The 14,009-nt window shown below is 66.6% G+C and carries 13 protein-coding genes; 4 read left to right on the forward strand and 9 right to left on the reverse strand.

All coding sequences use genetic code 11. From position 1 onward, the window contains the following. The first annotated feature begins 100 nt into the window (after positions 1-100). Entirely contained in the window at positions 101-508 is a 408-nt protein-coding gene (locus AC5P8J_RS18220) for an ExbD/TolR family protein (protein WP_021204654.1), read from the forward strand. A 9-nt stretch (positions 509-517) separates the two neighbouring features. Here AC5P8J_RS18220 and AC5P8J_RS18225 read toward each other — a convergent pair whose 3' ends face one another. Beyond that, entirely contained in the window at positions 518-1,042 is a 525-nt protein-coding gene (locus AC5P8J_RS18225; RefSeq protein WP_134731646.1) for a hypothetical protein, read from the reverse strand. 229 nt (positions 1,043-1,271) lie between these two features. Between AC5P8J_RS18225 and AC5P8J_RS18230 the strand changes: the two genes are divergently transcribed. Continuing rightward, positions 1,272-4,082, forward strand: a complete 2,811-nt coding sequence (locus tag AC5P8J_RS18230) for a TonB-dependent receptor (protein ID WP_478405883.1) — start codon at positions 1,272-1,274, stop codon at positions 4,080-4,082. 132 nt (positions 4,083-4,214) lie between these two features. Here AC5P8J_RS18230 and fhuE read toward each other — a convergent pair whose 3' ends face one another. From fhuE to AC5P8J_RS18245, 3 genes are all read right to left on the reverse strand, one after another. Then, positions 4,215-6,380 carry a ferric-rhodotorulic acid/ferric-coprogen receptor FhuE gene (gene fhuE, locus AC5P8J_RS18235; protein WP_021204651.1) on the reverse strand — a complete coding sequence of 722 codons (2,166 nt, stop codon included), beginning with the start codon at positions 6,378-6,380 and terminating at the stop codon, positions 4,215-4,217. Positions 6,381-6,564: 184 nt separating this feature from the next. Then, positions 6,565-7,116, reverse strand: a complete 552-nt coding sequence (locus AC5P8J_RS18240; RefSeq protein ID WP_021204650.1) for a M23 family metallopeptidase — start codon at positions 7,114-7,116, stop codon at positions 6,565-6,567. Between the two features lie 77 nt (positions 7,117-7,193). Continuing rightward, positions 7,194-7,676 (reverse strand): Lrp/AsnC family transcriptional regulator, encoded by a 483-nt coding sequence (locus AC5P8J_RS18245; RefSeq protein WP_021204649.1) that lies wholly within the window; start codon positions 7,674-7,676, stop codon positions 7,194-7,196. Between the two features lie 72 nt (positions 7,677-7,748). On the opposite strand from AC5P8J_RS18245, the gene AC5P8J_RS18250 reads away from it, so the two are divergent. Then, positions 7,749-8,618 carry an EamA family transporter gene (locus tag AC5P8J_RS18250; RefSeq protein WP_494540276.1) on the forward strand — a complete coding sequence of 290 codons (870 nt, stop codon included), beginning with the start codon at positions 7,749-7,751 and terminating at the stop codon, positions 8,616-8,618. A 111-nt stretch (positions 8,619-8,729) separates the two neighbouring features. Here the strand turns inward: AC5P8J_RS18250 and AC5P8J_RS18255 are convergent, their stop codons facing one another. The 4 genes from AC5P8J_RS18255 to AC5P8J_RS18270 form a co-directional block, all read right to left on the reverse strand. Continuing rightward, positions 8,730-9,467, reverse strand: a complete 738-nt coding sequence (locus AC5P8J_RS18255) for an endonuclease/exonuclease/phosphatase family protein (protein WP_021202520.1) — start codon at positions 9,465-9,467, stop codon at positions 8,730-8,732. 53 nt (positions 9,468-9,520) lie between these two features. Continuing rightward, positions 9,521-10,351, reverse strand: coding sequence for a thiol:disulfide interchange protein DsbA/DsbL (locus tag AC5P8J_RS18260; protein WP_134735977.1), 831 nt, complete (start codon positions 10,349-10,351; stop codon positions 9,521-9,523). A 107-nt stretch (positions 10,352-10,458) separates the two neighbouring features. Then, positions 10,459-11,109, reverse strand: a complete 651-nt coding sequence (locus AC5P8J_RS18265; RefSeq protein ID WP_019660639.1) for a thiol:disulfide interchange protein DsbA/DsbL — start codon at positions 11,107-11,109, stop codon at positions 10,459-10,461. 105 nt (positions 11,110-11,214) lie between these two features. After that, the gene (locus AC5P8J_RS18270) at positions 11,215-12,015 is read right to left on the reverse strand and encodes a c-type cytochrome (RefSeq protein WP_019660638.1); all 801 of its coding nucleotides are present in this window, start codon (positions 12,013-12,015) and stop codon (positions 11,215-11,217) included. A 156-nt stretch (positions 12,016-12,171) separates the two neighbouring features. Between AC5P8J_RS18270 and yihA the strand changes: the two genes are divergently transcribed. Then, positions 12,172-12,774, forward strand: coding sequence for a ribosome biogenesis GTP-binding protein YihA/YsxC (gene yihA / locus AC5P8J_RS18275; RefSeq protein WP_014038472.1), 603 nt, complete (start codon positions 12,172-12,174; stop codon positions 12,772-12,774). 98 nt (positions 12,775-12,872) lie between these two features. On the opposite strand, the gene AC5P8J_RS18280 is transcribed toward yihA, so the two are convergent. Continuing rightward, positions 12,873-13,847, reverse strand: coding sequence for an MBL fold metallo-hydrolase (locus AC5P8J_RS18280; RefSeq protein WP_206621860.1), 975 nt, complete (start codon positions 13,845-13,847; stop codon positions 12,873-12,875). Positions 13,848-14,009: the final 162 nt, after the last annotated feature.

Consider the following 14,009-nt stretch of genomic DNA (forward strand, 5'->3'; position numbering starts at 1 on the left):
CAACGACAGCTGAATGACCCCGCGCAGGCCACTGCCGCAGGGGACGGGAGGCGTCGTAACGTCGGCCTTGGGCGAACGGCCCGGCTGCAGGGAGCGGCATATGGCGTTCAGTAGCGCAGGAAGAAGCGGTCCGCTGGCGGACATCAATGTCACGCCACTGGTGGATGTGATGCTGGTGCTGTTGATCATCTTCATCGTGACCGCGCCGATCGTGGCCCGGCCGATTGCCGTGCAGTTACCACAGGCCACCGATCGCACGATCGATCGCCCCGAACCGCCGCCGCCTATCGAGCTGCGCCTGGATGCTGCCAACCAGCTCAGCTGGAATGGCCAGCCCATGACGATCAGCGAGCTTCAGGCGCGCCTGCAGGCACAGGTGGGCGAACATGCCGGCAACCTGCCGGAGCTGCGCATCGCCACCGATCCGGCGGCCGAGTACGAAGGCATGGCGAGGATTCTGGCCGCGGCCGAGGCGACCGGTATGGAGCGGATTGCCTTCGTGCGATAGAGCGTTGTCTCACTGCCGCTCATGCGGTGATTGCTGCATGAGCGGCGCTTGCCCCGCTGACAGCGTCGCATCCAGGATCCGCAGAAAAGCCATTTCAATCTGCGCTGGAACCGGGGTCGGATTTGCTCGCCACTTTCCGCTCTCAGGGTCATGTTCAACGTCGAAAGCAGTCAACTCGGCTCTCTCGAAATCCACCACAACCGTCAGTCCCTCTCCCGAGGCCAAGGCCGCATTGCTGGGAGAGGGGCAGTCGTTGCACTCGATTACGCCGCCCGCTCTCGATTCGCCTGCCAGGAAAAGAAGCAGCGTCATCACCATCGTAATGCCCGGCGCGCCACTTGCTGGTTTCATGATCGATCCTCCTGCGATTGGCTGGAGGTTCGAGTCTGCACCGGACCGATCAGCGGGGCCTTCTGAATCAAGCAATTTCAGACTACTTCTGAAATGGTTCGGCAAAGACCTGTTCGATAAATGCGGCAACTCCCGGCGCGCGATGTCGCGGCCGGCATCAAGGCCGCGTGCCGTGAACACCATCGCAAGGTCATAACTGTAGCTATTTGACGCAAAGCGCCTGTAATTGCGTCAATTCCACGTGAAAGAGTGTCGACCGTCACGCCGGGCCTTTTACCACTTGTTTACAAAGGAGACGCTGCCGCCATGCAGGGGGGAGCGCGGCAGTCCATGTCCCGACATTCCTTTGGAGAGAGAGCGAATGAATCACCTGCACCACCGCCCGTTGGCGGTTGCCGTCGCGCTGTGCGTGATGGCCCTGGCACCGCTGGGTGCCGCTGCACAATCCACCACCAACCTCGATGCGGTGGAAGTGACCGGCACCCGCATCAAGCGCGCTGAAGTCGAAGGCCAGGTGCCGATCCAGACATTGACGCGCGGTGACATCGAACGCACCGGCCTGACCTCGATCGGCGAAGTGCTGCAGCAGCTCACAGGTTCCGGTTCGGCGCTCAACGCCAAGTTCAACTCGTCCGGCAACTTCGGTTTCCCGCCCGATGGCAGTGGCGTGGGTGCCGGCTCGGCGCAGGTCGACCTGCGCCACCTGGGGGCCAAGCGCGTGCTGGTGCTGGTCGATGGCATCCGCTGGGTCAATGAGTCGTCCGCCTCCGGCGTCGGCTCGGCCACCGACCTCAACACCATTCCGTTGGCCATCGTCGAGCGCATCGAGGTGCTGGAAGATGGCGCGTCGTCACTGTACGGCTCCGATGCCATTGCAGGCGTGGTCAACATCATCACCCGCCGCGATTTCGATGGTGGCCAGGTGACGCTGAACTACGGCGAGTACAGCAAGGGCGACGGCACCCAGAAGGGCGTGGACCTGGCTTGGGGCAAGAGCGGCGACCGCTTCAGCCTGTTCCTGGGCGCCAGCTGGACCAAGCAGGATCCGGTGTTTGCCAAGGACCGCGAACAGTCGCGCTTCCCGATTCCCGGCACCGGTCTGGCCTTCGGTAGCGGCGGCATTCCGCAGGGCCGTTTCATGTTCACCGACCCGAACACCGGTGCGGTGCAGAACATCGTGCCCAATACCGGCGTGAGCAATCCGCGCTACGACGGCAGTGCCGGCTGCAGCCGCACGGATGACTACCACTGCTTCGCTACCGCCGACCGCTTCAACTTCGCCGAATACAACATGGTGCTGACACCGTCGGAGCGCAAAGGCCTGTTCGGCCAGTTCCGCTTCGACATCACCGACAACGTGCAGTGGTACGTCAAGGCACTGGGCAACCGTCGCGAGTCGACCAACCAGGCCGGCCCCGAGCCGCTGTTCTTCGGCCCCGATGGCGCCACCGGCAATCCGCTGGCCGACAACATCACCGTGTCTGCACTCAACCCGTACAACCCGTTCGGGTTTGACCTGGTAGCGGGCGACAACCTGAGCCTGATCGGCCGCCGTCCGGTGGAAGGCGGTGCGCGCGTGTTCAAGCAGGAAGTGGACACCACCTATTTCGCCGCCGGCCTGGTCGGTGACTTCCATGCCGCCGACCGCAGCTGGTACTGGGACGTCAACGGCATGTACAGCAAGAACAAGGCCGAACAGACCAACTACGGCAGCTATGACATCTACAAGGTGAACATGGCGCTGGGCGATCCGGCGGTGTGCGCGGCCACGCCGGGCTGCGTGCCGCTGAACATCTTTGGTGGCGTCGGTTCGATCACCCCGGACATGCTGAAGTGGATCCAGCCGGTGGTGCGCGACCGCAGCCAGAACGAGCTGAGCCTGTTCACCGCCAACCTGTCCAGCGAGCTGTTCTCGCTGCCGGCAGGTCCGGTGTCCTTCGCCACCGGTTTCGAGTACCGCAAGTACAAGGGCTCCTACCAGCCCGATCCGCTGACGGTGATTGGTCACTACAACGGCGTGCCGTCGCAGCCGACCTCCGGTTCCTACGATGTCAACGAGGCTTACCTGGAGTTGAGCGTGCCGATCTTCGCCGATTCCTCGTTCGGCAAGAAGCTGGACCTGAGCCTGGCCGGCCGTTATTCGGACTACTCCACCTTCGGTGGTGAATTCACGCCCAAGTACGGCCTGCGCTGGCAGGTGACCGATGACTTCGTGCTGCGCACGACCTATGCCGAAGGCTTCCGTGCACCATCGATCGGTGAGCTGTACGGCTCGGCCGCGCGTGCCGACCTGCAGCTGTTCGATCCGTGCTCTGTGGGCCTGGGCGGTACGCCGCCGCGTGGCAGCGCGGCCAACTGTGCTGCGCTGGGCGTACCGGCCGGGTTCCAGCAGGCCAACTCGCAGATCTCGGTGACCACCGGCGGCAACCGCGAGCTGGACCCGGAGCGCTCGCGCAGCTTCAGTGCCGGCTTCGTGTGGAGCCCGTGGTTCGGCAACAATGCCTCGTGGTCGGAGCGCTTCGATGTGGAGGTGACCTTCTACCGCCATGCCATCGACGGTGCGATCCAGGCAATCAACGCGCAGACCCAGCTGGACCTGTGCGTGGAGACGCTGGACCCGATCTACTGTGATGGCATTACCCGTGCAAGCACCGGTGCGGTCAGCAGCTTCAACAACCGCCTGACCAACCTGGGGTCGATCAAGACCGACGGCTGGGATGTGGATCTGTTCTGGACGCTGCCGCAGACGTCCATCGGCCAGTTCAAGCTGGGCTGGAAGAACACCTTTGTCGGCCGCTACGAGGCCACCGGCGCGGCCGGGCAGAAGCAGCCGCAGAAGCCCGGCGTGGAAGTGGCTGACAGTTCGATTCCCGAATGGACCAGCAACGCCAGCATCGGCTGGACGCTGGACCGCTGGAGCGCCAACTGGACGGTGCGGCACATCTCCGAGCTGACCGAGAACTGTGGCGATGCCGCGGCCTTCCCGGTGTGCAGCAACCAGGCTGCGGGTACCAACACGCTGTCGGCCACCACCTTCCACGACATGCAGGTGGGCTACAAGATCGACTGGATGAAGGGGTTGCAGCTGACCGCCGGCCTGAACAACGTGTTCGACAAGGATCCGCCGATCTGCCTGTCGTGCTCGTTGAACGGCTACGACGCCTCGACCTACGACATCCCGCGTGGCCGTTACTGGTACCTGCGCGCGGACCTGCGCTTCTGATGTGAGGGTGGCAGCGCCGGACAGTTCCGGCGCTGCCTTGCTGGTGTAGAGCCGAGCCCACGCTCGGCTCAGGGAATCAGCCGAGCATGGGCTCGGCTCTACAGGTGCGGCGCGGTCGTACCCCGCGTCTGATCAGAACGCCCAGGTGAACGTCAGCGAGCCGTTGCGGCCATCGCCGTAGGCACCGTAGCCGTTGATCTGCGACAGGTACTTCTTGTCCAGCAGGTTGTTGAGGTTGGCCTGCACGCTGAACTCCGACGAGATGCGGTAGCGCACGAAGGCGCTGACCAGTGCGTAGCCGCTCTGCTCGATGCGGCCGTAGGCCGGCACCGGGTAGTAGATGCGGTTCTGCCAGTTGGCACCGCCACCGACGGTCAGTGCCTGCAGCGACTGCGGGGTGTAGCTGGTGAACAGCTTCAGTGCGGTCTGCGGCAGGTTGGTGTTGATGTCGGCGTCGTTGATGTCCTTGGCCACGTAGCGCGACGCACCGAAGGTCGCATTCCAGCCCGGGGCGAGTTCGCCGTTCACCTCGAACTCGAAGCCGCGGCTGACGGTGCCGCGTGCAGCGCGATAGGCGAACTCGTTCTGGCTGCCCAGCACCGGCTCACCGGTGGCCTGGCCGACGTTGTCCTGTTCGATGCGGAACACGGCCAGCGAGGCGTTCAGGCGGTTGTCGAACCACGCCCCCTTGACGCCCACTTCGTAGCTCTTGCCATCGACCGGATCGAGGTAGCTGCCGTTGCGGTCCTTCAGCGTCTGCGGCTGGAAGATTTCGGTGTAGCTGGCGTAGGTCGAGTACGTCCCGTTGATGTCGAAGACCAGGCCAGCGTACGGCGTGGTCACCTTGTGCGCGCGGTCGGCGCCTTCACCCTCGCTCTTCCAGTCGGTGTAGCGTGCGCCAATGATCAGCTTCAGCGGATCGGCCAGCGACAGGCGCGCGGCCGCGTAACCGGCCTTCTGCGTGATGGTGCCCTCGCTGGCCAGGGCCAGCGGGTTCCAGTTCGGCTCACCGATCTTGCCCGTCCAGTTCAGATAGCTGGCGAACGGATCCCAGGTCTGGCCCGGGCCACCGACCTGGTAGTCGCCGTAGTTGGCGTACTCGCGCCTGTTGTAGCTGAGGCCGGCCATCAGCTGGTGCTCGCGGCCGAACAGCTGGAACGGGCCGTCAATGTAGCCATCAACGCCGGTGACCTTGCGCTCAGTGTTGTAGAAGCCTGCGGATGGCGAGATGCCCGCGCCGGTGGTCCTGTCGAAGTTCGATTCGCCCGTGGTCCAGTCGTTGTAGGCCGGGTAGAACAGTTTGTCGTCGGCCTTGGTCTCATCGTGCGTGGCGCCAACCTTGAACTTCCAGCCATTGCTGAAGGCGTGCTGCAGGGTGGCGAAGGCGCGCTTGCTGGTGGTGTCCCAGTAGGTCCAGTCCGGGCTGGCGTTGAACGATTCGTCGTAGCCGGTGCGCGAGCCATCCGAATACAGCATCGGGAAACCGCCCCAGGTCGCGCCGTTGGCGCGCTTCTGCTGGTAGTCGTAGCCCACGCTCAACTGGGTGTCCGGAGTCAGGTCGGCGTCGATGACGGCATAGCCCAGCGTCTTGCGCTGGTTGTAGCGGTCCATCTGGCCATCGGTGTCCAGGTAGCTGCCGATTACGCGGCCGCGCACCGTGCCACTGGCGTTGAGCGCGCTGCCTACGTCCACGGTGGTGCGGGTGCGGCCCCAGCTGCCGACGTTCACCGACACGCTGCCGGCCAGCTCGGCACTGTCGGCATGCTTGCGGATCAGGTTCACCGACGCGGACGGATTGCCGGCACCACTGAGCAGGCCGGTGGCGCCACGCACCACTTCCACGCGGTCGTACAGCGCAAGGTCCAGGCCGGAATCACCGTAGCTCCAGTTCTGCACCATCTGCGTGGGCAGGCCATCGAACTGGTAGGCGTCGATGTAGAACCCACGTGCGTAGAACTCGGTGCGCTCGCTGTCGGACTGGGTACTGGTCACGCCGGTGGTGTTGGCCAGCACGTCGATGATGTCGTCCAGGTTCTGATCTTCGATGCGCTGGTGGCTGATGATGCTGAGCGACTGCGGGATCTCGCGCGGTGCCAGGTCGAAGCGGGTACCGGCCGAGGTTCGGCGCACCGAATAGCCTTCGGCGCGTTCGCCCTTGACCACTACCTTGTCCAATGTGGTCGGGTCGGCGGCGGTGTCGGCGAAGGCGGCCGGGGCCGGGGCCAGGGCGCAGAGTGCAACGAGTACGGCAACGGACAGCCGCTGCGGCTGCGGGATACGGAAGGCGGAACGGGTCATGGGGGTCCTGGACGAGCACGCGCGCTCGGCCGGCATCCAGAAGGCGAGGCGCTACGGGGGGAAACGGGCGGGCAGGCCGTCCTGGCACCACCGGAAACGCAAGAAATGGTAATACGAACTATTCCTATTTACAAATCATGAACGAGGTAGGCACTCACGCGGGCCGCGACGCAGCGCATTGGGTTCAGCGCAGCAGCGGCAGCGGATCGCGCGCGCCATCGGCGCCGTAGATGCCCCAGTGCAGGTGGGGCGGCGTGCCCTTGGCATTGCCGCTGTCGCCTACATGCCCGAGCAGGTCGCCGGCCTGGACCACCTGGCCGCGCGCCAGGCCCTCGGCCCAGTCGTCCAGATGGGCGTAGTAGTAACGTTCACGCCCGGGCCCGATCACCCAGACCTGGCGGCCACCGAGGCCGCGCTCGCTGACGTCCGCGATGACGCCGGCAGTGACGCTGCGCACCGCGGTGCCGCGCTTGGCGAAGATGTCGATGCCGGCGTGGGAGCGGTCACGGCCACGTGGTGCGCCGAAGGTGTTGGCGATCTGGCGTGGCCGCACGCCGTCCACTGGCACCGGCAGTTGCGTGGCCGGCGGCATCCGCGCGAGTGTCCACAGCATCTTCGGTGCGGCGGCCCAAGGACTGTTCCACAACGCCATCATCGCAACGACGGCAATGGCCAGCCACAGGCCGCGCAGCAACCAGCGGCGCAGGCGGTGGGCGTGGGAGGGCGATGTGTTCATGGTCTCCGACTGTAGCGCCGAGCCATGCTCGGCGGCTGTTACTTTGCGGTCAAAGCGCAGTCGAGCATGGCTCAGCGCTACAGAACCGGGGCCAGCGGCACTTTGAAACTGCGCTTCAACGTTCCCAGTGCTACCGAGGTGCGGAAGCGCTCGATGTTGTCATCGCCGCCGAACAACCGCTCGGTGATCGCCTCGTACTCCTCCATCGACGCGGCCGACACCAGCAGCAGGAAATCGCCGTCGCCGGTGATCGAGTAGCACTGCTGCACCGCCGGGTCGTCCTGCACGCGGCGCTTGAACGGCGCCACGTGATCACGCTGCTCGCTGACCACGCGCACTTCGACGATGATGGTCAGCGGTCGCCCGACCTTGGCTGCGGCGACTACCGCCACGTTGGCCGAGATCACACCGCTGTCCTGCAGGCGTTTGATCCGGCGTTGCACGGCCGGGGTGGACAGGTGCACGGTCTCGGCGATCTCGCGCTGCGGCAGGGTGTTGTCCCGCTGCAGCAGGTCGAGGATGGCGCGGTCGAAGCTGTCGAGCACGGGGGCGGTGGCCATGGCGAGCAGAAGTTGCACGAACGGGCTGTCAATTGAGCCAAGTGCTCGGCGCTGGCGCAATAGACTTTGCGCATGCAGACCTCACGACTTGCGCCGATGTTGCCGGCGCTGGCGGTGCTCGGCTCGGTCACCTCGCTGGCCATCGGCACCTCCTACGCAAAACACCTGTTCCCGCTGATCGGCGCCCAGGGCACCAGCGCGCTGCGTGTGGGCTTCTCGGCCCTGTTGCTGCTGCTGTTCTGGCGGCCATGGCGCTGGAAGACCAGCTGCGTGGATGCGATCACCATCCTGCGCTACGGGCTCACCCTGGGCCTGATGAACCTGCTGTTCTACATGGCCCTGCGCACGATTCCCTTCGGCATCGCGGTGGCCATCGAGTTCACCGGGCCGCTGACGGTGGCGATGCTGTCATCACGACGCCCGATCGATCTCCTCTGGGTAGGCTGCGCGGCGGTGGGGCTGCTGTTGCTCCTGCCGATCGGCGGTGGCCCCGCGCTGGACCCGGCCGGTGTGCTGTACGCGACGGGCGCTGCGGCCTGCTGGGGCCTGTACATCGTGTTCGGCAAGCGTGCCGGTCATCTGCATGCCGGGCACTCGGTCTCGCTGGGGCTGCTGGCGGCGTCTCTGGTGGTGGTACCGGTGGGCGTGGTGCATGCCGGTGCCGCGCTGCTCGACCCGAAGATCCTGGCGGCGGGCCTGCTGGTGGCACTGGTGTCCAGCGCGATCCCGATGTCGCTGGAAATGATGGCGCTCAAGCGCCTGCCGAAGGAGACCTTTGGCATCCTGATCAGCATGGAGCCGGCCGTGGCCGCGCTGTGGGCGATGCTGCTGCTGCACGAGCACCTGCATGGATTGCAGTGGCTGGCGATCGGTTGCACGGTGCTGGCCTCGGTGGGCAGCACGATGACCGCGCGGCGGTTGAAGGCACCCGTCACCGCCTGAAAAAAAGGGGACGGAGGGGATTAAGTCGTTTATGCCCCGATTTAGGGGGCGCCGGGCGGCGCCCGTCGCAGAGCGTGCGGACCAACGGTCCGCACCTACCGTAACGGCGAGTCAGCGCAGGGCGTCGGCCGGGACGTCGATCTGCATCGCCAGGGCGAGGTGATCGGAGAACGCGGCTGGTACGGCTTCCACGGTACGAGTCTGCAGGCCACTGCTGACCAGGATGTGGTCGATGGCGCGGTCGGGGCGCCAGCTGGGGAAGGTCGGCACGATGCAGCCGGGCGGCTGCAGCCGGGTCTTCTGGTACAGCACCTGCATTTCCGGGCGTTCTGCCAGGCAGTTGAAGTCGCCCATCAGCACCGCGTTGGGGTGGTCGGACAGCAGTTCGGCGATGAAGCCCAGCTGCGACATCCGCGATCCCGCACCCAATGACAGATGCGCCACCGCCACCGCCAGGCCGTCGGTACCGTCGCCGAACTTGGCCAGCAGCACGCCGCGCCCGCCGATGCGGCCGGGCAGGGCGTGATCCTGCACTTCAACCGGTTCCAGCTTGCTCAGCAGGCCATTGGCGCTGGATGCGACCCCGCCCATGCGCCGGTTCGGCTGGTGACTCCAGTAGTTGAAGCCGGCGCGTTGGGCCAGGTAGTGGGTCTGGTTGGTGAAGCCCGAACGCAGGCTGCCCGGGTCGGCCTCCTGCAGGCCGACGATGTCATGGTCGCGCGCCAGCGTGGCGATCGCGTCCAGGCTGCTGCGCTTGCGACCCGCCGGCAGCGCATGTGACCAGCTGCGGGTCACATAGTCGCTGTAGCGGCGGGTACTTGAGCCGGCCTGGATGTTGGCCGTCAGCAAACGCAGGGTCCGTGTGCGGGGGGAATTCACGGCCGGGAACAACGTCCTTTGGATCAGTGAGCCTGGGCCGCACCGCGTTCGCGGGCGATCAGGTGGTCGGCAATGCGCAGCATGTCCGGGAAGCTCTTGCCCTTCACCAGGTACTTGCCGTTGACGATGATCGACGGGGTGCCGCTGATCTGGCTGCGCTGGGCGAACTGCTTGGCCGAGTTGGTCTTGGCATTCACCGCGAAGCTGCCCATGGTGGCGGCGAACTGCTTCGGATCGACGCCGTAGGCGGCGTAGAACTTGGCGATGTCTTCCACCGAGTCACGGCCGCGCTCGCCCTTCAGGGTCTTCTGCGAGTGGATGGCGGCGTACAGCGCTTCGTGGGTCTTTTCCTGCACGCCCAGGGTCTGCGCGGCGTAGAAGGCACGGGCGTAGTCATCCCAGGTGCCGCCGAACATGGCCGGCACGTAGACGAAGTTCACGTCGCTGGGCAGGCCGGCCTTCCACGGGCCGACCAGCGGCTGGAATGCGGCGCAGGCCGGGCAGACGTAGCCGAAGATCTCGGTCACTTCGATCTTGCCGGCAGCCGGCTGGAACGGCTGGCCGTTCGGGATCACCTGGTAATCGGCGCCTTCCACCGGGGCCGGGCCGGTCAGCGCGGCGGTGGTCGGGGCCGGCGCCGCGGCGGGGGCGGCTTCGGCCGGGGCCTTTTCGCCTTCGGCGGCCGCCGGAGCGGTGCCTTCGCTGCCCGCGGCCGGAGCGGCCGGTTCGGTGGCCGCCGGAGCTGCAGCCGGTTCGGCCGGCGCCGCGGTGGTGTTGGTGCTGCCGTCGTCGGCCTTGCAGGCCGCCAGGATCGGCAGCAGCGCTGCGAGGGCGAGGGCGTAACGGATCTTCATGGAAACGTCTCCAGCATCTGGAAAGGTGGGGGCCGGCGCCAGGCGCCAGCCAGGGGGAAATGATGACATGCGGCGGCGACAGCGCCGTGTCGATGGTGTGTGTTGGTTCAGCGGCCGCGGGCGGCGCGGGCCTGGGCGATCAGGGCCGAGGCGATGCGCAGCTGGTCGTCGAAGCTGTTGCCGCGCACCAGATACTGGCCATTGATGATCAGCGCCGGGGTACCCGGGATCCTGGTGCGCTGGGCGAACGCGCGGGCGGCATCGACCTTCTTCTGTACGGCATCGCCGCGCAGGGCCTGCAGATAACGGTCCGGGGTCACCCCGTAGGCCTTGTAGAAGGTGGCAAGCTCATCGGCCGAAACGTTCTGCATCGGCAGCGAGCCATCCTGGTGCAGGGCCTTGAAGACCGCCGCGTGGCTGCGCTTGGCCACGCCGACTTCGTCGGCGGCGTAGTAGGCCAGGGCCCATGCATCCCAGGCGCCACCGAAGGCGGCCGGGACCGGGGTGAAGCGCACGTCGGCCGGCAGCTTGGCCGCCCAGGCTTCCAGTTGCGGTTCAAAGTGGGCGCAATGCGGGCAGGTGTAGCCGAAGACCTCGACCACCTCGATCTTGCCGGCCAACGGCTGGAACGGGCCCGGCTGCGCGATGCGCTCGTAGTCTTTGCCCTCGACCAGCGGGGCATTGGCGGGGGTGGCGGCGCAGGCTGCCAGCGGCAGCAGTACCAGCACGGACAACAGCAGGCGGGAAATCAACCTCATCGACACGCATCTCCGTTGAAAAAAGCAACGCCGGCGCAGCCGCCGGCGTGAAGGAACATACCGCAGCCGTGGGCCGACGTGGCGGCCCGGGCCGACCAGTGGTGGTCAGGGGGCGGCAGCCGGTTGCGTCGGCGTGGCTGCAGCGGCCACGTCGTCGGCCTTGTTGTGCAGGCCCTGCAGGTAGCTCGACAGCGCCTGCACCTCCTGCTCGCTCAGCTTCTGCGCGACCGTGGCCATGATCTGGAAGTGTGCCTTGTCGGTCTCGTTGGTCTGGCCGGCCTGGTACTCCTGCAGGCGGCGCGCGACATAGCTGGCGTGCTGGCCACCGAGATGCGGATAGGCCGGGCCGGGATTGCCGGCACCGCTGGGGCCATGGCAGGCCATGCAGGCCGGCAGGCCGCGCTTGGCATCGCCGCCGCGGTACAGCTGCTGGCCGATCTCGTAGAACTTCATGCCCTTGTAGGGGCCCTCGGTGACCGCCGTGTCATCGGCGATGCCGGCGTTGGCTTTCTGCGTGGCGAAGTAGGCGCCGATATCACGCATGTCCTGCGGGGTGAGGTTCTGCACGAACGGCACCATCGCCACTGCTGCGCCGGAACTGCGCTGGCCATTGGCGATCAGCGCCATCTGCTGGGCCACGTAGCGTTCGCTCTGGCCGGCAATGGACGGATACATCTCCACCGTGGAATTGCCGTCGACGCCATGACAGGCCGCGCAGGCCGAGGCCTTGGCCTGGCCGGCCTTGGCATCGCCCCAGTGGGTCTTGCTGAAATCCACCTCCAGCGAGGCGGTATTGATCGGCCCGTTGTCGGGCAGCGGGGTCAACGTGGTCTGCGCGAACGCAGCAGCGGCAACGACTACAGCAGTGGCAAGGGCGGATACGGCAAGAACGCGAGCGTGGCGCATGCTGAAGCTCCGTATGGACCGGGCCGGGCGGCGGCCGCCGGCATCGCCCGGATTATCAACGCCGTTTCCGCGCACGGTCAACGCAGCAGTGCAGCAAAATGGCCGCAGCGGCCGCCGGCACGGGCGCGCGGCGCCGCAACATGCGATCCTAGGCACATGTCATTGCTCATCGAACGCGCCCGTTACCACCTTTCGGCCCACAACGTGCGGCAGCTGCCGCCTGACGAAGGCGCCGAAGTGGCCTTCGCCGGCCGCTCCAACGCCGGCAAGTCCAGTGCGCTCAACGCGCTGACCCGCCAGAACGCGCTGGCCCGCGTCTCCAAGACGCCCGGCCGCACCCAGCAGCTGGTGTTCTTCCAGGTCACCCCGGAAGCGCATCTGGTCGACCTGCCCGGTTACGGCTACGCCAAGGTGCCGCTGGACCTGCAGGCGCATTGGCAGGCCTTCATTGACCGGTATTTCCGCACCCGCGAAGCCCTGAAGGGCCTGGTGGTGGTGATGGACATCCGCCACCCCCTGAAGGACTACGACCGGCAGATGCTGTCCTATGCCGTGCAGCGTGGCCTGCCGGCGCACGCGTTGCTGACCAAGGCCGACAAGCTCAGCCGCAGCCAGCAGATGCAGTCCCTGCAGAAGGTGCGCAAGGAGCTGCAATCGGCTTACGGTGACAGCGTCAGCGTGCAGGTGTTCTCCGGCGAAGACCGTACCGGCGTGGACGAAGCCCGCGGCGTGATCGGCGGCTGGCTGGGGCTGGAGTAAGGCATCCCCTGCCTTCCTGTAGAGCCGAGCCTACGCTCGGCTGTGGAATCCCGGCACGCTGAGCGCGGTAGCCGAGCATGGGCTCGGCTCTACACGGGTCATTTCAACGGCGAATACTCCGCCGGCACCCAGGCGTAGGTCTGGCCTTCGCTGCGCACATGGCCCAGGCCGGGGAACGGTAGATGTGCACCAGCCACCCACCAACCATTGGCCGTGGCCTGCTGCAGCAGACTGCGACGGCTGGCGGTGGCCGCCTTGCGGTCCGAATCGGCCTCAAATGCCGCTTCCGGATGCGCGAACTGCACCGCGTGGAAGTGCAGCACATCGCCCCATACCAGCAGTGACTGGCCCTGGCTGTCGAACCGGTAGGAGACATGGCCGGGGGTGTGGCCATGGGTGTCCATCGCCACCGCGCCGCCGGGCAGGGCATCGCCGGGGCTGAAGGTGCGCAGGTGGCCGCTGGCCTGATACGGCGCCACCGCGTTGCGTGCCAGCGGGAAGGCGAAGCGCACGCCCTTCGGCGCGGTGGCCTCGCTGGCCGGGTTGAGCCAGTAATCGGCATCGGCCCTGGACAGCCACACCGTGGCATTGGGGTAGGCCGGCTTGCCCTGCGCGTCGAGTACGCCGCACAGGTGGTCCGGATGGGCGTGGGTCAGCAGCACCTCATCCACCTCGGCCGGGTCCACGCCGGAGGCGCGCAGGTTGCCCAGCACCTGGCCCAGGCCGGGGCCGAAGCACTGCGCGGTGCCGGTATCGACCAGGGTCAGGTGGTTGCCCTGGCGCACCAGGAAGGCGTTGATCGCGGTCTGCAGGCCCTTCTTGTCTTCGGGCACGTAGCGGCCTTCCAACAGGCGGCTGACCAGCGTCGGCGGCACGTCCACCACTTCCTGCCGGCCCAGCGCGACCACGCCATCGAACAGGGCGGTGACCTGCAGCGCACCGACGCGCTGGTGGTAGACGCCGGGCACCTGCCGGGTGGGGGCGGGCGAGGTGGCTTCGGCCAGGGCGGCCAGTGGCAACGAGGACAGGGCCAGCAGCAGGGTGGCGTGCAGTGGCAGGCGACGCAGGGTCATGAGGGGTCTCGGTGGATGACGGGCGGTTCCGTTGGCCTAGCGTGCCGTGGCTGGCGTGTGCGCGGCGCTCAAACCACTGCGTGGAATGCTCAGGGAAGGGGGGCTGCAGGGCTGCGCCCTGCACCCGCAGAGGCAACGGCAACGGCAACGGCCGAAGCAAAA

It is taken from the genome of Stenotrophomonas sp. YJH_SMC_37 (assembly GCF_059370035.1).